The 20,137-nt window shown below is 74.0% G+C and carries 13 protein-coding genes; 12 read left to right on the top strand and 1 reads right to left on the bottom strand.

Annotated elements, in window-relative coordinates; all coding sequences use genetic code 11:
• The first annotated feature begins 49 nt into the window (after positions 1-49).
• The 10 genes from E1O70_RS12370 to E1O70_RS12325 all read left to right on the top strand — a co-directional run bounded on the left by E1O70_RS12370 (position 50) and on the right by E1O70_RS12325 (position 16,334).
• Positions 50-847 carry a hypothetical protein gene (locus tag E1O70_RS12370; protein ID WP_061268733.1) on the top strand — a complete coding sequence of 266 codons (798 nt, stop codon included), beginning with the start codon at positions 50-52 and terminating at the stop codon, positions 845-847.
• Between the two features lie 40 nt (positions 848-887).
• Positions 888-1,889, top strand: a complete 1,002-nt coding sequence (locus E1O70_RS12365) for a sugar phosphate isomerase/epimerase family protein (RefSeq protein WP_061268734.1) — start codon at positions 888-890, stop codon at positions 1,887-1,889.
• 234 nt (positions 1,890-2,123) lie between these two features.
• Positions 2,124-3,371 carry a Gfo/Idh/MocA family protein gene (locus E1O70_RS12360; protein WP_082774696.1) on the top strand — a complete coding sequence of 416 codons (1,248 nt, stop codon included), beginning with the start codon at positions 2,124-2,126 and terminating at the stop codon, positions 3,369-3,371.
• A complete protein-coding gene (locus E1O70_RS12355; RefSeq protein ID WP_240696689.1) occupies positions 3,368-5,023 on the top strand; it encodes a sugar ABC transporter ATP-binding protein in 1,656 nt (551 codons plus the stop codon). Before E1O70_RS12360 ends, E1O70_RS12355 begins: the two co-directional genes overlap by 4 nt.
• Entirely contained in the window at positions 5,020-6,066 is a 1,047-nt protein-coding gene (locus E1O70_RS12350; RefSeq protein WP_021483021.1) for an ABC transporter permease, read from the top strand. The genes E1O70_RS12355 and E1O70_RS12350 overlap by 4 nt, the downstream gene beginning before the upstream one ends.
• Positions 6,063-7,145, top strand: a complete 1,083-nt coding sequence (locus E1O70_RS12345) for an ABC transporter permease (RefSeq protein WP_061268735.1) — start codon at positions 6,063-6,065, stop codon at positions 7,143-7,145. The genes E1O70_RS12350 and E1O70_RS12345 overlap by 4 nt, the downstream gene beginning before the upstream one ends.
• A 150-nt stretch (positions 7,146-7,295) precedes the next feature.
• A complete protein-coding gene (locus E1O70_RS12340; RefSeq protein WP_061268736.1) occupies positions 7,296-8,519 on the top strand; it encodes a substrate-binding domain-containing protein in 1,224 nt (407 codons plus the stop codon).
• A gap of 185 nt (positions 8,520-8,704) precedes the next feature.
• A complete protein-coding gene (locus E1O70_RS12335; RefSeq protein ID WP_318280467.1) occupies positions 8,705-9,649 on the top strand; it encodes a sugar phosphate isomerase/epimerase family protein in 945 nt (314 codons plus the stop codon).
• A 105-nt stretch (positions 9,650-9,754) separates the two neighbouring features.
• The gene (locus E1O70_RS12330) at positions 9,755-15,340 is read left to right on the top strand and encodes a ThuA domain-containing protein (RefSeq protein WP_082774867.1); all 5,586 of its coding nucleotides are present in this window, start codon (positions 9,755-9,757) and stop codon (positions 15,338-15,340) included.
• A gap of 109 nt (positions 15,341-15,449) precedes the next feature.
• The gene (locus tag E1O70_RS12325; protein WP_128957453.1) at positions 15,450-16,334 is read left to right on the top strand and encodes a hypothetical protein; all 885 of its coding nucleotides are present in this window, start codon (positions 15,450-15,452) and stop codon (positions 16,332-16,334) included.
• 112 nt (positions 16,335-16,446) lie between these two features.
• On the opposite strand, the gene E1O70_RS12320 is transcribed toward E1O70_RS12325, so the two are convergent.
• Positions 16,447-17,085 (bottom strand): GNAT family N-acetyltransferase, encoded by a 639-nt coding sequence (locus E1O70_RS12320; RefSeq protein ID WP_061269470.1) that lies wholly within the window; start codon positions 17,083-17,085, stop codon positions 16,447-16,449.
• A gap of 125 nt (positions 17,086-17,210) precedes the next feature.
• On the opposite strand from E1O70_RS12320, the gene E1O70_RS12315 reads away from it, so the two are divergent.
• Both E1O70_RS12315 and E1O70_RS12310 read left to right on the top strand, forming a co-directional pair.
• Entirely contained in the window at positions 17,211-18,008 is a 798-nt protein-coding gene (locus E1O70_RS12315; RefSeq protein ID WP_061269471.1) for a LamB/YcsF family protein, read from the top strand.
• 41 nt (positions 18,009-18,049) lie between these two features.
• On the top strand, positions 18,050-19,696 hold the full coding sequence (locus E1O70_RS12310) for a 5-oxoprolinase subunit B/C family protein (protein ID WP_061269472.1): 1,647 nt from the start codon (positions 18,050-18,052) through the stop codon (positions 19,694-19,696).
• The last annotated feature ends 441 nt before the right edge of the window (positions 19,697-20,137 follow it).

Below are 20,137 nucleotides of genomic sequence, written 5' to 3'. Positions count from 1 at the left end.
ACGACCGCCGCCCCCACCGCACACGGACCCACGACGAGGTGATGACCCGATGTCCCGTACGCCCCGCCAGCGCACCAGCCCCCGGCCTCCGGGCGGCACGCGGCTCCTGCCGCTCCGCCGGACGGCCGCCCCCGTGCGGCATCGCGCCCGCGCGCTCCTCACCGCGGCGCTGGGCCTCCTGCTCGGCGGCGTGCTCGCGCTCGTCGGCGCGGCCCCGGCCGGCGCCCACGGCGGCGACGTCGTCATCTCGCTCGGCACGGACGGCCAGGGCGGCGTGTCCGCGAACCTCACCTGGAAGGTCGACGGCCACCCCGTCGAGGAGGCGGCCGACGTCTCGGTGACGGGGGAGTCCGCGGCCGGCGAGACCGTCGGCCCCCTCACGCTGCGGTCGGCGTCCGAGGGCGTCGGCTGGTACACGTCCGACCCCGGCGTCCTCGCCGACGGCAACTGGACGCTCACCGCCACGATCACCCACCCCGCCGAGGCCACCGCGTCGGCGCAGGTCGACGTCGTGCCGCTGCCGGAGCCCGCCCCGCGCGAGGGCGACGACGCGGCGGCGCAGGAGGGCGGCGACGCCGCCGGCGCGGAGGGTGAGGCGGCAGGCGCCGACGCGGCCGGCGACGACGCCGCCGCGGGCGACGACGCCGCCGGAGAGGGCACCGCGGCCGACGGCACCGCCACGGACGAGGGCTCGACGAGCGCGCTCGTGTGGGTCGCCGTCGCCGTGGTCGCCGCGCTGCTGCTCGCCGCGGGCTACGTCGTCGTGCGGCGCCGCGCGCGCGCGTCGGGCACCGACGAGGCCGCGGGGGACACGCCCCGCCCCCTGACCAAGACGTCCGCCCGGTGACCCCGGGCACGAACCGAGAACGACCGAAGGAGACACGACCATGGCACGACCGATCACCCTCTTCACCGGGCAGTGGGCCGACCTGCCGTTCGAGGAGGTGGCACGCCTCGCGTCCGGCTGGGGCTACGACGGCCTGGAGATCGCGTGCTGGGGCGACCACCTCGACCCCTGGCGCTGGGACGACGACGAGTACGTCCAGGGCAAGCTCGACCTGCTGGCCAAGTACGACCTCGAGGTCTACGCGATCTCGAACCACCTCAAGGGCCAGGCGGTGTGCGACGACCCGATCGACCAGCGCCACCGCGACATCCTGCCGGACGTCGTGTGGGGCGACGGCGACCCCGAGGGCGTGCGCCAGCGCGCCGCGGAGGAGATGAAGCACACCGCGCGCCTCGCGGCGAAGCTGGGCGTGAAGACCGTCGTGGGCTTCACGGGCTCGGCGATCTGGAAGTACGTCGCGATGTTCCCGCCGGTCTCCCAGGAGGCGATCGACGCCGGGTACCAGGACTTCGCGGACCGCTGGAACCCGATCCTCGACGTGTTCGACGAGGTCGGGGTCCGGTTCGCGCACGAGGTGCACCCGAGCGAGATCGCGTACGACTACTGGACGACGGTCCGCACGCTCGAGGCGATCGGGCACCGCGAGGCGTTCGGGCTCAACTGGGACCCGAGCCACATGGTGTGGCAGGACCTCGACCCGGTGAGCTTCCTGTGGGACTTCAAGGACCGCATCTACCACGTGGACTGCAAGGACACGAAGAAGCGGATGCACAACGGCCGCAACGGCCGGATGGGCTCGCACCTGGCCTGGGCGGACCCGCGCCGCGGCTGGGACTTCATCTCCACGGGCCACGGCGACGTGCCGTGGGAGGACGCGTTCCGGATGCTCAACACGATCGGCTACGAGGGCCCGATCTCGGTCGAGTGGGAGGACGCCGGCATGGACCGTCTCGTCGGTGCCCCCGAGGCCCTGGAGTTCGTCAAGAAGTACGCGTTCGACGCGCCCGACGCGGCCTTCGACGCCGCGTTCTCGACCAAGTAGCACCACGCAGCACCGCAGTCTCCCCGTCGGTCGGCGTCGCCGACCGGCGGGTGGGGGCAGTCCGACACGCCACCGCCCCCGGCCGTCCCGACGGCCGGGGGCGGTGGCGTGCCCGCGTCCGGCGACGCCGATGTGATCCTTCACATTTGTTTTGCGGACAGGGTTATCTAAACGTGACGATTGATGTTCGGCTTTTGCTTGACCCTCGACATAAGTGCCCCTACGTTGTCATCCATGCGAGCCGACGACGTCGCGCAGGACGTGCGTACCCCGGTGCTGGAGCCGGGGACGCCCCTCCCGGGAGCGACCACGCCAGGGGCCTCGACCGCCCGAAGCACCTTCCCCGCCAGCAGCCCCGACGAGCTCGGGCTGCCCGCCGCCGGGTACCGCGCCGGGATCCTCGGCACCGGGTTCATGGGCGGGGTCCACGCCCGGGCCGTGCGCACGGGCGGAGGCCGCGTCGTGAGCGTCGCCGCCGCCGACCTCGACATCGCGCGCGCCGCCGCGCCGGGCCTCGGCGCCGAGCGCGCCGTCGCGACGGTCGAGGAGCTGCTCACGGACCCCGAGGTCGACGTGGTGCACGTGTGCACGCCCAACCACCTGCACGTCCCCCTGGCGCGCGCGGCGCTCGCCGCCGGCAAGCACGTGGTGTGCGAGAAGCCGCTCGCGACCGACGTCGCGGGCGCGGTCGAGCTCGCCGGCCTCGCGGCCGCGGCGCGCGAGCGGGACGGGCGCGTCGCCGTCGTGCCGTTCACCTACCGCTTCCACGCCATGGTCCGCGAGGCGCGCGAGCGCGTGCGCCGCGGCGAGGTGGGCACCGTCTCGCTCGTGCACGGCTCGTACCTGCAGGACTGGCTCCTGCGCGACTCCGACGACAACTGGCGCGTCGACCCCGCGCTGGGCGGCGCGAGCCGCGCGTTCGGCGACATCGGCTCCCACTTCTGCGACCTGCTGGAGTTCACGACGGGCCAGCGCATCGTGCGCCTCGTCGCGCAGTCGGCCACGGTGAACCCGCACCGCCGGGGCGCCGACGGCGTCGTGCACGAGGTCGCGACCGAGGACGCCGTGACGCTCCAGTACGCGACGGACGGCGGCGCGCTCGGCTCGGCCGTGATCTCGCAGGTGTCGGCCGGTCGCAAGAACCGGCTCTACCTCGAGATCTCCGGCTCGGAGTCCACCCTCGCGTTCGACCAGGAGCAGCCCGAGACGCTCTGGGAGGGCCGGCGCACGACGTCGCGCCTCCTCGTGCGCGACCCCGAGACGCTCTCCCCGGCGGCGGCCCGGTACTCGCGCCTCCCCGCAGGGCACGCGCAGGGCTACCAGGACTGCTTCGACGCGCTCGTCGCCGACACCGCCGCGGCCATCGGAGGCGCCGTCCCGGACGGCCTGCCCACGTTCGACGACGGCCTGCGCGCCGCACGGCTCGCCGACGCCGTGGCCACGTCGGTGCGCACGGGCGGCTGGGTCGAGGTCGCGTCGTGACCGCGACGACGACGCGCGTGCCGCGTCCCGCCGCGGGGGAGGGCGACGACCGGCCGCTCCTGCGCCTGCGCGGCATCGGCAAGGAGTTCTTCGGGAACTCCGTGCTGCGCGGGATCGACCTCGACGTGCGGCCCGGCGAGGTCCACGCGCTCGTCGGCGAGAACGGCGCCGGCAAGTCCACGCTCATGAAGATCATCGCCGGCGTGCACCGCCCCGACGCGGGCACGCTCGAGCTCGACGGCGAGACGACGTTCGCCTCGCCGCTCGCCGCGCAGCACGCGGGCGTGTCGACGGTGTTCCAGGAGTTCAACCTCCTGCCCGAGCGGTCCGTCGCGGAGAACGTCTACCTCGGCCGCGAGCCGCGCCGCGCGGGCCTCGTCGACCGGCGGCGCATGCACGCGGACACGACCGCCCTGCTCACCGAGCTCGGGCTGACGGGGCTCGCGTCGTGGACGCGCGTCGGCTCGCTGTCCGTGGCGCAGCAGCAGATCGTCGAGATCGTCAAGGCCGTCTCCTACGACGCGCGGATCATCTCCATGGACGAGCCGACGGCGGCGCTCGCCGACCAGGAGGTCGAGCTCCTCTACGAGCTCGTGCACCGGCTCAAGGAGCGCGGCGTCGCGATCCTCTACGTCTCGCACCGCCTCAAGGAGATCTTCGACCTCTGCGACACCATCACGGTGCTCAAGGACGGCAACCACGTGCTGACGACGCCGACGGCGGACATCGACGCGGACCGGCTCGTGCGCACGATGGTCGGTCGCGACTTCGCGGGGTACTTCCCGGACAAGGACCCCGCGATCGTCCCGGGTGAGGTGCGGCTCGCGCTCGAGGGCGTCGGCAACACGCAGGTCGACGACGTGTCGTTCGAGGTCCGCGCGGGCGAGATCGTCGCGCTCGCCGGGCTCCAGGGCTCGGGACGCACGGAGGTCGCGCACGGCGTCTTCGGCATCGCGGGGTTCACGCGCGGCCGCGTCCTCGTCGGCGGGAAGCCGGTCGACGTGCGCTCGCCGCGCCAGGCGGTCCGCGCCGGCCTCGCGCTCGTCACCGAGGACCGCAAGGCCGAGGGGCTCGCGCTGGGCCAGTCGATCCTCGCCAACGCGCGCCTCGTGCTCGACGCCGTCGTGCCCGGCCAGGCCGACCGGCGCGCGAGGCGCATCCCGGGCATCCTGTCCTCGCTCGAGCTCGTCGCGAGCTCGCAGGAGGCCGAGGTCCAGTACCTGTCGGGCGGCAACCAGCAGAAGGTCGTCCTCGCGAAGTGGCTCGTCACGGACCCGCAGGTCATCGTGCTCGACGAGCCGACGCGCGGCATCGACGTGGGCGCCAAGCGCGCGGTCTACGACCTCATGCGCGAGCTCACGGCGAACGGCGTCGCCGTGCTGTTCATCTCGTCCGAGCTCCCCGAGGTGGTCGCCATGGCCGACCGCGTGCTGGTCATGCGCGACGGCCGCCTCGCGGGCGAGCTCCCCGCGGGCAGCGACGAGGAGACCGTCATGGCGCTCGCCACGGGCGCGGGCGAGGACACCTCCGGCGAGCACGTCCAGGTGGACCTCGGCGCCCTCGCCGACGCCGACGACCTCCCGGGCGCCGACCCCGGCACCACGCCCGGCAACGCCCCGCACGCCCCCGACGGCCCGAAGGAGCACCGATGAGCACCGCGGTCGCGACCGCCGCCCCCACCGCGAGCCGCGCACCCGCGCGCCGTCGCCGGCTGGGCTCGACGGAGATCGTCTACCTCGCCCTCGTCGGGATCCTCGTGATCGCCGGCGTGCTCGTGGCCGTGGGCGGCGGCAACCTGTTCAGCACGGCGAACACGGCGTACATGCTCACGCAGACGAGCCTGCTCGGCTTCGTCGCGATCGGGCAGACGTTCGCCGTCCTGTGCAAGTCGCTCGACCTGTCCGTCGGCTACGTCGTCGCGCTCAGCTCGATCGTCGGCGCGACGACCATGGCGGGCGACCCGTCGCGCGTCTGGCTCGGCGTGCTCGCGGCGGTGGGCGTCGCGGCGGTCGTCGGCCTCGTCAACGGGCTCGTCATCGCGAAGCTGCGGGTCAACGCGTTCATCGCGACGCTCGGCGTCGGGCTCATCATCAAGGGCTACCTCGACACGCAGTTCAAGGGCCCGGCGGGGGAGGTGCCCGCCTCGTTCCAGATGTTCGGGTACACGCGCGTCGGCCCGGTGCCGGTCTCGACGGTCGTCATGCTGCTCGTCGCGGCGGTGGGCGTCGTGCTCCTGACGCGCACGCGCCCCGGGTACCACATGTTCGCCGTCGGGGGGAACACCGACGTCGCCCGGCTCTCGGGCATCCGGACGGACCGGACGCTGGTCCTCGCGCACGTGCTGTGCTCGGTCTGCGCGGGCGTCGCCGGCCTGCTCATCGCCGCGCGCTTCGGCACCGGCAACGCGCTCGTCTACTCCTACGGCCTCGACCTCGACTCGATCGCCGCCGTCGTGCTCGGCGGGACGCTCCTCATGGGCGGGCGCGGCTCGGTCGTCGGGACGGTGGGCGGCGTGCTGATCCTCGCCGTGCTCGACACGGTGTTCAACGTGCTCGACGTCGACCCGTTCTTCAAGGACGTGCTGCGCGGCGTCATCATCATCGCCGCCGTCGCCCTGTACGCCCGGCGCCAGATCGACCCGGCGAGCAGCCGGGCCCGCTTCCGCCCGACCCGCACCGGAGGTGCGTCCGCATGACCACCGACACCACGCGCCGGACCATCCCGGCGCGCGCGCCGCGGGCCGGCTGGCTCGAGCGCCTCACCGCGGGCGGCAGCTGGACCGTGTTCGCGCTGCTCGTGCTCGTCTTCGCGGTCATCCTCGTGATGAACCCGTCGTTCGGCGAGCCGATGTCGCTCATGGCGTTCGTCAAGAAGGCCGCACCGCTGGTCATCCTCGCGATCGGGCAGTACTTCGTCATCGTCTCGGGCGAGTTCGACCTGTCGGTCGGCTCGCTCGTGGGCGCCCAGGTCGTCATCGCCGCGAAGCTCATGGACGGCGAGGACTCGATGACCTGGCCCGTCATGGCCCTCATGATCGTCTTCGGCCTCGCGGTCGGGCTCGTCAACGGCCTCGTGACCACCCTGCTCAAGGTGCCGTCGTTCATCACGACGCTCGGCATGATGCTCGTGCTCTACGGCGCGATCCGGCTCTGGACGGGCGGCGCCCCCACGGGCGCCCTCACCGACGGGTTCCGGCAGTGGGGACGCGGGGGCATCCCCGACAACCCGGGCCAGTTCCAGGTGCCGTACGCGCTGCTCGTCGTCGTCGTGCTCGGCGTGGCCGCGGCCCTGCTCATGCGCCGCCCGTTCGGCCGCACGCTCGTCGCCACGGGCGACAACGACGTCGCGGCGGGCTACGCGGGCGGCTCGGTGTGGTGGGTGCGCACGCGCGCCTTCCTCCTGTCGGGCTTCCTGGCGACCGTCGCGGCGATCCTCATCGGCGGGTACGCCGGCGTCACCGCCCAGGTCGGGCAGGGCCTGGAGTTCATGGCGATCACCGCCGTCGTGCTCGGGGGCGTCGTCCTCGGCGGCGGGCGGGGGACCGTGATCGCCGCGATGGCGGGCGCGCTCACGCTCGAGGCGCTGTTCACCCTCTTCAACCAGCTGAGCCTGCCGTCGACGATCCGCCCCGCCGTGCAGGGCGTGATCATCATCGCGGCCGTCGCCTACGCCGCGCTGCCGCGCCGGTCGCGGCGCCGCGCGTCCACCCCCGACGCCCCGCCGGCGGCGGGCCCGACCCCCGCACCGAAGGAGCCCGCCCCCGCGAACGCCTGAGCCCCGCGCGCCCGGCGGCGACGCCCGCGCGCCCCTCCCCGCGCACGACCCCTGCCGGACCCCCGCGCACGGCCGTGCGGCAGCACCCGAGCTGTACCCCCTTCCCCGCACGTTGCGGGACGACGACGTCTCACCAAGGAGAAGAAGGACATGCGACGTACACGAGCACTCCTGGCCGGCACGGCGGTGGCCACGCTGTTCCTCGCGGCCGCCTGCACGACCGACACCCCCACCGACACGGGCGGGGAGACCTCGGCCGAGGAGAGCCCCGCGGGCGAGGAGTCCGGCGGCGCCGACTCCGAGTGGTTCGTCCAGGCGGACTACGACCGCGAGCTCGCCCAGCGCGAGGTCGTGCCCGAGGGCCCGGCCGACCAGCCGTGGCTCCAGGCCATCGAGCCCGAGTACGTGGACACGGCCGAGTTCGCGAGCGCCGAGGGCGGCAACACGCTGTGCTTCTCGAACGCGTCGGTGTCCAACCCGTGGCGCGTCACCGGGTTCATCACCATGCAGCAGCAGGTCGAGGTCCTCACCGAGGAGGGTGTGATCGGCGAGTTCCGCGTCTCCGACGCCGCCGACGACGACAACAAGCAGATCTCCGACATCCAGGCGTTCGTCGCGGCGGGCGACTGCGACGCGATCATCATCTCGCCGTCGACCACCGCGACCCTCACGCCCGCCGTCGAGGCGGCGTGCGAGTCGGGCAAGCCCGTCATCGTGTTCGACCGCGGCGTCAACACCGACTGCATGGTGACGTTCATCCACCCGATCGGCGGCTACGCGTACGGCGCCGACGGCGCCGAGTTCCTCGTCGAGAACCTCGAGCCCGGCTCGAAGGTCCTCGCGCTGCGCATCCTGCCGGGCGTGGACGTGCTCGAGAACCGCTGGGCCGCGGCCGACAAGATCTTCTCCGAGTCGGAGCTCGAGGTCGTGGGCGCCGAGTTCACCGGCGGCGACGGGGCGAAGATCAAGGACATCGTCACCCAGTACCTCCAGCGCGGGGACGTGGACGGCATCTGGATGGACGCCGGCGACGGCGCCGTCGCAGCCGTCGAGGCGTTCGAGGACGCGGGCAAGCCGTACCCCGTCTTCATGGGCGAGGACGAGATGAGCTTCCTGCGCAAGTGGAAGGACACGGACATGACCGCCATCGGCGCCGTGTACTCCAACTTCCAGTGGCGCACGCCGATCCTCGCGGCGCAGATGATCTGGGCCGGCGAGCAGGTGCCGTCCGAGTGGGTCCTGCCGCAGTCGCCGGTCGTCGCCGAGGACCTCGACGCCTACCTCGAGGCGAACAAGGACATGCCGTCCCTGCACTACGCGAAGTTCGGCGGCGAGGACCTGCCCGGGTTCCCGGAGGCCTGGACCGACCGCTGACGCCAGCACCACCCCGGTCCGGCCGCGCGGCCGGACCACCTGGGGCCGCCCGGTCGCCGTCCGACCGGCCGGGCGCCCCGCCCGCCCGCCCGACGGCGCGGCGCACCTCCCGCACGGGGGTGCGCCGCGGCGTCGGGCACGCGGGCGGGACGGCCGAGTGCTCGGACCCGACGAGAGAGAGCGACGTGGCTCTTCCCGGCCCGACCCCCGCGCACCGCGCGACCGACCTGCTCGCGCCCGACGGCGCGCCCGTGCCGGTGCGCCGGCGCGCGCTCGGCGTCAACACGTGGGTGTGGACGTCGCCCCTGACCGACGGCGCGCTGCGCGACATCGCCCCGCGTGTCGCGGGGTGGGGCTTCGACGTGCTCGAGCTGCCCGTCGAGAACCCGGGGGACTGGGACCCGGCGACGGCGGCCGCCGTCCTCGCCGACCACGGCCTCGCCGCGAGCGTCTCGCTCGTCATGGGCGAGGGGCGCGAGCTCGTCGCCACGGACGCCGCGACGGTGCGCGCCACGCAGGACTACCTGCGCCACGTCGTCGACGTCGCGCGGACCGTCGGCGCCCCGGTGATCGGCGGCCCGGCGTACGCGTCGGTCGGGCGCACGTGGCGGCTCGGCCCGGCCGAGCGCGAGGCTGCCTACGAGGAGCTCGCCGAGCACCTCGCCCCGGTCGTCGAGCACGCCATGGCGGCGGGCGTCGTCGTCGGGCTCGAGCCGCTCAACCGCTACGAGACGAGCCTCGTCAACACCGTCGACCAGGGGCTGGAGGTCGTGCGGCGCCTGCCCGCGGCCGGCATCGGCCTCATGCTCGACGTCTACCACATGAACATCGAGGAGACGGACCTGCCCGCCGCGGTGACGCGCGCGGGCGAGCGCATCGCGCACGTCCAGGTGTGCGGCAACGACCGCGGCGCACCGGGCACCGACCACCTCGACTGGCGCGGCCTGCTCGCCGCGCTCGACGCGACCGGCTACGACGGACCGCTCGTCATCGAGTCCTTCACCGCCGAGAACGCGACGATCGCCACGGCCGCCTCGATCTGGCGCCCGCTGGCGCCGACCCAGGACGCCATCGCCGTCGATGGCCTCGCCTACCTGAAGGGACTGATGCCCGAGCCGGAGAGCACGTAGCCGTAGTCGCAGACGACCGCCGGCGCCGGCACGCCGCGGGATGACGACCACCCTGCCCGGACGACGACGTCCGGGCCCGCACGTCATGCCCCTGGAGGCACCACGATGACTGCACGACGCCCACGCAGGGCGAGATCGGTCGCCGCCGCACTGACCGTCGGGGCGCTCGCGTTCACGCTTGCGCCCGTCACGACGGCCGTTGCCGCGGACGACCCCGTCCCTGCGGAGGACGAGCACAAGGTGCTCATCTTCACCAAGACGACCCAGTTCCGGCACACCGAGGCGATCACGCAGGGCACGCCCGTGCTCGAGGCCGCGTTCGCCGAGGTCGGCATCGAGTCCGACCACACCGAGGACTCCTCGGTGTTCACCGACGAGAACCTCGCGCAGTACGACGCCCTGGTCATGTTCCAGACGTCGGGCGACCCGTGGAACGCGGACGAGAAGGCCGCGCTCGAGCGCTACCAGCAGGCGGGCGGCGGCATCGTCGCGATCCACAACGCGACCGACATGCGCGGCAGCTACCAGTGGTGGGACGACATGATCGGCGCGCTCATGCCCGGGCACGCCGCCACGGGCAACAGCCCCGGCCTGCCCGGCACGGTCCGCGTCGAGGATCGCACGCACCCGTCGACCGAGCACCTGTCGCAGCGCTGGACGCGCGCGGACGAGTGGTACAACTTCTCGGCCAACGTCCGCGGCAGCGCGCACGTCCTCGCCACGATGGACGAGACGACGTACGACGCCGGCGGCAACAAGATGGGCTACGACCACCCGATCTCCTGGTGCAAGCCGTACGACGGCGGTCGTGCCTGGATGACGGGCATGGGCCACTTCGGGGCGCACTACACGCAGGAGCCCGACTTCGTGCAGCACGTCGTCGGCGGCGTGCAGTGGGCGGCGGGCCTCGTAGAGGGCGACTGCGGCGGCACCGACTGGGGCTCGTTCGAGAAGGTCGCGCTCGACTCGAACACGAGCGCCCCCTTCGGCATGGACGTCGCGCCCGACGGCCGCGTGTTCTACACCGAGCTCGTGCGCGGCCAGGTCCGCGTCTACGACCCGCGGACGCAGAACACGACGACGGCGCTCACGCTCCCCGTGTACTCGGGCGGCGAGGACGGCCTGCTCGGGATCGCGCTCGACAAGGACTTCGCGGAGAACGGGTACCTGTACCAGTACTACTCGCCCGCGAGCGCGAACGACTCCGACCCGGCGAACTTCTTCAACCGCGTCTCGCGGTTCACGGTGTCGTCGGACGGCCCGGGCGCGACCGTGATCGACCCGGCGTCGGAGAAGGTCCTCCTGGAGATCCCGGCCGGGCGCCTGCCCGACGAGCCGGGCCACACGGGCGGCGGCCTGCTCGTCGACCACGAGACCGGTGACCTGTACATCGGCGTGGGCGACGACGTGAACCCGCACTCCGAGCCGTCGGGCGGCTACGCGCCGATCTCCGAGCGCGACGGCACGTTCCACGACGCGCGCGCGACGTCGGCGAACACGAACGACCTGCGCGGCAAGGTGCTGCGGGTCCACCCCGAGGACGACGGCACGTACTCGATCCCCGAGGGCAACCTCTTCGCGCCGGGCACCGAGAAGACGCTGCCCGAGATCTACGCGATGGGCTTCCGCAACCCGTTCCGGTTCACCATCGACCCGAAGACGGGCAACCTCGGCGTCGCCGACTACTCGCCCGACAACGGGTCGGACAACCCGGCGAACCGCGGCCCCGCGGGCATCGCCGAGTGGAACCTCATCAAGGAGCCCGGCTTCTTCGGCTGGCCCCTGTGCATGGGGAACAACGAGCCGTTCCGCGACGTCGACTACCGCACGAGCCCGGTCACGGTCGGTGACTTCTTCGACTGCGACGCCCCGGTCAACGACTCGGTGAAGAACACCGGCCTCACCGAGCTCCCCGCCGCGCAGCCGGCGGACCTCTGGTACGGCTACCAGCGCTCGTCGGTGCCCGGCGTCATCACCGCCGGCGGCGGCCTCGCGCCCATGGGCGGCCCGTTCTACGAGTACGACCCGGAGCTCGACTCCGACACGAAGTTCCCGTCGTCCTACGACGGCAAGGCCTTCTTCTACGAGTGGGCCCGGAACAAGATGTACACGATCGACCTCAAGGACCCCGAGGCCGCTCCCGGCGTGACCGACGTCGAGAAGGTCAACCCGTTCCTCCCGCAGGAGCAGTTCCTCGCGCCGATCGACTCGAAGTTCGGCCCCGACGGCGCGATGTACGTGCTCGACTGGGGCGGCGGCTTCGGTCGCGACAACCCCAACTCGGGGCTGCACCGCATCGACTACCTGTCGGGCTCGCGCTCGCCGGTGTCGAAGCCGGTCGCGACGCCCGACTCCGGCATCGCGCCGCTCGAGGTGTCGTTCGACGGGACCGGGAGCACCGACCCCGAGGGCGAGGCGCTCACGTACGCGTGGGACTTCGACGGTGACGGCACGACGGACTCGACGTCCGCCGCCCCGAGCCACACCTACACGGAGAACGGCGTCTACGACGCCCGCCTCACGGTGACCGACCCTGCCGGCAAGGTGGGCACGGCGACCGTGCCGATCACGGTCGGCAACACGCGGCCCGAGGTCGACTTCGGCCTGCCGCCCACCGGCTCGTTCTTCACCTTCGGCGACGACATCACGTGGGACGTGGCCGTGACGGACGCCGAGGACTCGCCGGACGGCGAGACCATCGACGACGAGCAGGTCATCATCCAGCCCGCGCTCGGCCACGACGCGCACGCGCACCCCTCCGAGCCGCTGCACGGCCGGACGGGCACGGTCGCGACGAGCCTCGGCGGCGGCCACGGCGAGGACATGAACGTCTTCTACGTGATCGACGCGCGCTACACCGACCGCGGCGGCGTGGACGACGTCCCGGCCCTCACCGGCTCGGACACCACGCTCATCTTCCCGAAGAAGCGCGAGGCGGAGTTCCACGCCGACTCCGACGGCACCACGACGATCCCGAGCCGGGACGTCGAGGGCGGCGGCTCGGTCATCACCGGGTCGAACGGGGCCTGGGCGTCGTACGACCCGGTGAGCCTGTACGGCGTGCAGGCGCTCACGCTGCGCGTCGCCGCGGCGGCCGAGGGCACGATCGAGCTGCGGCGCGACGCCGCGGACGGCGAGCTCCTCGGCACGGCCCAGATCCCGCAGACTGGTCTCGGCACGTTCACCGACGTGACCGTGGACGTCACCGACCCCCGGGAGCCGTTCACGCTCTACGTCGTCTTCCCCGGCGCGGGCGAGCGTCGCCTCAACTTCGTCGAGGCCGACGGCAAGGGCGTCTCCGCCACCACGCGGCCGAAGGTGCGCATCACCGCGCCCGAGGCGGGCGTGCGCCTGGAGCAGGGCGAGATCACGGTCACGGCCGAGGCCGACGACACGGAGAACACGGTCACCGAGGTCGAGTTCTTCGTCGACGGCGAGTCGATCGGGACCGACACCGAGGCGCCGTACGAGGCCACGTGGGAGGTGACCGCGGACAACAACTACGAGCTGACCGCGGTCGCGACCAACGACAAGGGCCTCTACACGCGGTCCCGCGTCGTCGTGGCGCAGGTCGGCGACCTCTTCGGGGGCATGAAGACCTTCACCAACGCGAACGGGACGTTCGAGCAGCTCGCCGAGGGCAAGTACCTCATCACGTCGGGCGGCGCGAACATGTGGCAGGGCACCGACGAGTACTCGACCATCTACCGCGAGCAGGGCGCCGACGAGAACTGGTCGGCGACGGTGAAGATCAACAGCCAGGGCAACTCGAACGGGTCTGCCAAGGCCGGGATCATCGTCCGCAACGACGTCACGCAGGTCGGGAGCTCGCCGGGCTACGCCGCCCTGGGCATGCGCCCGAGCGGCGGCTTCGAGTGGCTCCGCGGCAACGCGGCCGGCCAGCTCGTCACGTCGTCCGCCGCGAGCTCGACGAGCTACCCCGCGTGGGTGCGGATCGTGCGCGACGGCGACCTGTACACGGCCTCCTGGAGCAAGGACGGCGAGAACTTCACGCAGATCGGGGAGCCCCAGGCCCTCCCGGGTGCGGCGTCCGTGCAGGACGTGGGGCTCTTCGTCACCGCGCACAGCACGTCGGCCACGAGCGCCGTCGAGTTCCAGGACTTCGCGTTCGACGACGACCCGCAGACCGGGGGACCCGGTGAGGAGACCCCGCCGCAGTGCCTCGCGCAGGCGTCGGACGAGTTCGACGGCGACACCCTCGACCCGCGGTGGACGGTCGTCCGCCAGGCCGACGGCAAGCCGATCACCGTCGCCGACGGCCACGCCGTCCTGCCGGTCGTGCAGGGCGACATCAACGAGGCGCAGACCGGGCCGATCAGCTACCTCGGTCAGCCCGCACCCGCCGGCGCCTGGACGCTCGAGACGAAGCTCGACGTCCCGCTCGCCCGGCACTGGCAGCACGCCGGACTCCTGGTCCACGTGACCGACGACGAGTACACGAAGCTCGCGTTCACGAAGAACCAGAACGGCAACCGGTTCCTCGAGTTCCAGACCGAGACCGGCGGCGCCCGCACGTGGCACGGCCAGACGAACGTCGCGGGGGACTTCCCGACGTCGATCCACCTGCGCCTCGTCTCGGACGGCTCCGCCATCACGGCCGCGTACTCGGCGGACGGCCAGACGTGGACGGCGCTCGCGGGCTCGGCGCCCGTGAAGCCGGGCGCGACGTTCGGCGTGATGGCCGGCGGCGACACCGCGGCCCCCGACTCGGTCGCCAGGGTCGACCACGTGCGCGTCACGGGCGACGGGTCGGACGACGGCGAGCGCGAGCCGAGCGACGAGTTCGAGGGCGACGCCCTCGACGGCTGCCGCTGGGACGCGATCGTGCGCTACGACGGGTCGAAGGTCGCCGTCGCCGACGGCGAGCTGCGCATCACGACCCAGCCGGGCGACATCAACGCCGTCAACAACGGCGACCCGCGCAACTTCGTCCTCCAGACGGCACCGGAGGGCGACTGGGTCGTCGAGACGCGGTTCAAGGCGCCGCTCGTGCACCGGTGGCAGCTCGCGGGCCTCATCGCGTACGGCGACGACGACAACTACGTCAAGGCCGACGTGCTCGCGAAGAACGCCCCGGGCGCGGCGCTGAACCTCGGCGCCGAGCTCGTCTCGGAGAAGGGCGGCCAGTTCGGCAACGGCGGCAACCGCCAGCTCGAGCTCGCCGACTCGACCGAGTCGGGCTACTGGTACCTGCGGCTCGAGAAGGTGGGCAGCACGTACCAGGGCTGGGTCAGCGACGGCGGGGTGAATTGGACGCCGCTGGGCGACCCGGTCACGAACGACGCCGCGCTGACCAAGGTCGGCCTCATGGCGATCGGTCCGGAGCAGGAGACGCCGGTCACGGTGGCGTTCGACTGGTTCCGTCTCACGACGGAGTCCGAGCCCGAGCCCACGGTCGACGTCGAGGTCACCGCCTCGGCCCGCTGCCTCGCGGGCAAGGCGTACCTCGCCCTGCGCGCGACGAACGCCGACGAGGCGCCCGTCGCGATCACCCTCACCACGCCGTTCGGCTCCAAGGAGTTCGGCGCGGTCGAGGTGGGTGCCAACGCCTACCAGTCGTTCGCGTCGCGCGCGACGGCGTTCGAGGCGGGCACGGCGACGGTCACGGCGACGCTCGGCGACGTCACGACCGAGATCGAGGTGCCGTACGACGCCGTGAGCTGCGGCTGACGGCGGGCCGGTGACGGGAGACCCGCCCCCGTCACCGGCCGCCTCGCCGGCCCGGCCCACGGGCCGGGCCGGCGGACCCGGCGGGACGACCACAGGACAGGAGCGACAGGTGGCACAGCGCACCTCGGCACGGACGACGACCCGGACCCCGGCGGGAGGAGCCCGGAAGGGCACCGGCCGCACCGGCGGCCCGACGACGCCCGCACGCTCCCGTCCTGCCGACCGGGGCGGTGCCGGCCGCCCCGAACCCCGGCCACCGGTGCGCGTCCGCGCGCGCCGGTGGTTCGTGGGCCTCGACCCGTGGCGCCGCGTCCTGCTCGTCGTCGGCGCGCTCGCGCTCGTGGCGGTCGCCGTCGCGGCCGTCGTGGGGCTCACGCGCGGCGGCGCGGCCGCTGACGACGGCGGCTTCGCCGTCGACCCGGCGCGCGTCGCGGAGCTCGAGGCGGCCGAGCAGGAGCGCGACGCCGAGAACCTGGTCGCGTCGATCGACCACGCCCGGTATCTCCAGACCGAGCTCGTCCCCGTCCTGCACGGCCTCCACGCGGTGCTCCCCGTCGACGGGTCGAGCGCCGTCCCGGCGGACCCGGCGGACGTCGCGGCGTGGCACGCGACCGTCGACGGCCTCGTCGCCGAGACCGAGGCGCTCGCGAGCGGCTCCTCCGAGCACAACATCGTCCGCAACGGGATGCTCACGTCGCTCGAGCTCGTCGGGGACGCGCTCGACGCCGTCGGGCTCGCCGCGAGCGCCGACCCCGCCGCGGCCCCGGACCTGTACGCCCTCGCGGGCGACCTGCGCACGCGCGCCGTCGAGACGTGGGGTCTCGCCGCCGTCCAGCTCGACCTGCGCTCGACGGCCGGCGGCCAGGGCCACGTCCACGTCTTCCTGCCCGTCCACCCCGACGACTCGCTCGACGGGGGCCTCGGCCTCGGCCACACGGGCGGTGATGAGGGCGGCCACGAGGGCGCCGACGGCGAGGACGCGCACGACCATTGAGCCGACCGACCACCGTCCATCGGACGACCGCGGCCCGCACGGGCCGCCCACCGACCTCCCGGTCGGGCGCCCTCCGGGGTGCAGGCCGAGCCCGACCGGGAACTCCCGTCCGTCAGCGGCGGGGCAGGGCCATGACGACGTCCGCATGGGTCTCCCCGCCGACGACGTACGTCCGGCCCCCGACCACGGCGAACCCGTGCTTGCGGTAGAAGGCCTGGGCGCGCGCGTTGTGCCCGTTCGTGCCGAGCCAGAGGGGGAGCCCGGGCCCGAGCAGCGCCGCGGCCCCCGTCGTCGCGGTCATGAGCACGCTCGCGACGCCGGTGCCCTGCGCGGCGGGGTGCACGTAGATCTTCGACAGCTCCACCGCCTCGCCCGGCCCGACGGCGGCCGCCACGTCCGGGTCGTCGGGGACGCCTCGTGCCAGCAGCGCGTACCCGAGGGGGCCGCTCGCGGCCTCGGGCGACCCGGCGTCGCTCGCAGTGACCGCCGTGGCGGTCGAGATGCCGGTCGAGGTCCCGGGCGACGACGCGGCCGTCTCGACGAGCAGCAGCGCGTGCGCGGCGCTCGCGGCCCACGCGCGGAACCGGTCGGGCGAGAGCTGCGTCGCGACGTGCTCGGCGATCGCGTCGGGCGACGTGCCGGGCGGGCACGCGAGCGGGAACGTGAGCGCGGCCAGGTCCGCGAGCGCGGCGGCGTCGGCGGTCGTCGCGCGGCGCACGGCCGTCGTGGCGGTGGGGGTGTCGTCCGGCATGCCAGGAAATCTACGCCCGCGGTCTCCGCCCACGGCACGGTGGGCACCGCGGTGGCGCACCGGTGGCGCACCGGTGGGGTCCGCGGCGGAGCCCGCCGAGCGCGCGTCCCGGGCATGATGGACGCGTGACGCGTATCGACCTCAACGCCGACCTCGGCGAGGGCTTCGGCCGCTGGACCCTCGGCGACGACCAGGCCCTGCTCGGCCTCGTGACCAGCGCGAACGTCGCGTGCGGGTTCCACGCGGGCGACGCGACGACCATGCGGACCGTGACGCGGGACGCCGCCGCGCGCGGGGTGCGGGTGGGCGCGCACGTGAGCTACCGGGACCGGGCGGGCTTCGGACGGCGGTTCATGGACGTGGACCCCGGCGAGCTCGCCGACGAGGTGCTCTACCAGCTCGCCGCCCTCGACGGGTTCGCCCGGCTCGCCGGGGACCGCGTGCGGTACGTCAAGCCGCACGGCGCGCTCTACAACGCGATCGTCCACCACGAGGCGCAGGCCCGGGCCGTCGTCGACGCGGTGCGCGCCTACGACCCCACGCTGCCCGTCGTCGGGCTGCCCGGCTCGGCCGTGCTGCGGCTCGCGGACGCGGCGGGCCAGCCCACCGTCCGCGAGGCCTTCGCCGACCGCGGCTACCTGCCGTCGGGCGAGCTGGTCCCGCGCGGGCGGCCGGGCGCCGTCGTGCACGACGGCGACGAGGTCGCCCGGCGCGTCGTCCGGCTCGTGACGACCGGCACGGTCGAGGCTGCGGACGGCACGTCGCTGCGCGTCGAGGCGGACTCGGTGTGCGTCCACTCGGACACCCCCGGGGCGGTCGGGCTGCTCGGGGCGCTGCGGACCGCGCTCCAGGAGGCCGGGGTCGTCGTGCGGCCCTTCGTCGACGCCCCGCACGGCGGGTCGGGCGCGGACGCCGTGCCGTGACGGCCGGAGGTTCGCCCGTTCCCGGGTCGCCGGTCCGCGACGTGGCCGACGGCCCCGACGGCGAGGTGACGGTGCACGCGTTCGGCGAGGCCGCGCTGCTCGTCGACCTGCCGGACCTCGCCGCCGTGCGCGCGCTGCACCGGGCCCTGGGCGACGCGCCGCCCGGCGTGGTCGACGTCGTCCCGGCCGCCCGCACGGTGCTCGTGCGCTGCGCGACGCCCGCGGACGTCCCCGCCGCCCGGGCGTGGCTGCGCGCGGCGGTGCGGCGCGCGTCGACGACCGGCCCCACCACCCACGTCGGGGAGCTCGTCGAGATCCCCGTGCGCTACGACGGCCCCGACCTGGACGACGTCGCCCGCTGGGCGGGCGTGAGCGTCGAGGAGGTCGTCGCGCGGCACCACGGCCGCGAGTACGACGCCGCGTTCGGCGGGTTCGCGCCGGGCTTCACGTACCTCTCCGGGGTCGATCCCGCGATCGCCGCCCCGCGCCTGGCCACCCCGCGCACCCGCGTCCCCGCCGGCTCGGTGGCGCTCGCGGGCGGGCTCACCGCCGTCTACCCGGGGGAGTCCCCGGGCGGGTGGCGCCTCCTCGGCAGCACGGACGTGCAGATGTTCGACGTCGACCGCGACCCGCCCGCGCTCGTCGCGCCCGGCGCGCGCGTGCGGTTCGTGCCGGTCCGCGCGGCCGTGGCCGCGGGCGGCGGCCCGCTCGTGCCGCCGGGGAGGGAGCCGCAGCACGGGAGTGCGGGGGCCGCGCGCGTCCAGGCCGTCCAGGACCGGACCACCAGCCCTTCGCCGCGGGCCGCGCGCGCCCTGGAGGTGCTCGCGACGGGTCCCCTCGCGCTCGTCGAGGACGCGGGGCGCCCGGGGCTCGCCGCCGTCGGGGTCGGGCCGTCGGGAGCGGCCGACCGCGCGTCGTACGCGCTCGCGAACCGGCTCGTGGGCAACCCGGACGGTGCGGCGGCGATCGAGGTCACCCTCGGCGGTCTCGCCGTGCGGTTCGCCGGCGGTGCGGTCGTCGCGCTGGCCGGGGCAGCGGTCCCTGCCAGCGTGGACGGGAGCCCGGTCGGCATGCACGCGGCCGTCCGGGTGCCCGACGGCGGGACCCTCCGCCTCGGGCTGGCGGCGCGCGGTCTGCGGACCTACGTCGCGGTGCGTGGCGGGCTCCGACCACCCGCGGTCCTCGGGTCGCGCGCGCGGGACGTGCTGGCCCGGCTCGGCCCCGAACCGCTGCAGCCGGGCGACGTCGTCGCGGTGGGGGCCGCGCCGTCGGGCACGCGGCCGTGGCCCGACGTCGTCCCCGTGCAGTTCCCGCCCGGCGAGCCGCGTCCTGGCGAGCGGGCGGGCGCGGTGCTCGAGGTGCTGCCCGGGCCGCGCTCCGACTGGTTCCTCCCCGGTGCGGCGCACGCGCTGCGCGCGCTGCGGACCGTGACGCCCGACAGCGACCGCGTCGCGCTGCGGCTCGACGGCCAGGCGGTGCCCCGCAGGCCGGGGGAGCTGGCGTCCGAGGGGCTCGTCCGCGGCGCGGTCCAGGTCCCGCCCGACGGGCGTCCCGTCGTCTTCCTGGCGGACCGCCCGGTCACCGGGGGATACCCCGTCATCGGGGTGCTCCGCGAGCGGGACATCGACCGCGCGGCCCAGCTCCGACCGGGGGACCGCGCGATCCTGCGGCTCGCGACGACGGTCTGAGCGCGGCGCCGGGGGAGCGCGGAAGAGCGGGGCGGACGGCCGCACGTCGTGCCGTCCGGCGAGCCGCGACGTCCCTGTGGGCCGGGTCACCGGGGAGCGGCTTGACCATGCCGCGCGAGGCCGCGTAATGTTCTGGATGTCGGCCCGACAGGGAGGAACAGACACCGCCTCGAACGATCGAGGGTGGCTGGTCCCGGGGTCGAAACCCTTCCACCGCATGGCGTAGAGTGTTCTCTGCCCGCGACGAGGAAGACCACGGTGACTGGATCACGGCGAACAGCTGGGGTTGAGAAGCCGGGGAAGACCTGGTAAGGTTGAAGGGTTGCCCCAAGCGAGGTTCTGCCCGGTCGGGTGGTGCTGAGTTGGTGTGTGTCGGTTGTTTGAGAACTCAACAGTGTGCTTGTTAGTCAATGCCAAATTTTTTGTCCCTGTGGCATGGCT

Source organism: Cellulosimicrobium funkei (assembly GCF_004519295.1).
Classification (GTDB): Bacteria; Actinomycetota; Actinomycetes; order Actinomycetales; family Cellulomonadaceae; genus Cellulosimicrobium; species Cellulosimicrobium funkei.
This window is presented reverse-complemented; position numbering and strand designations above follow the sequence as displayed.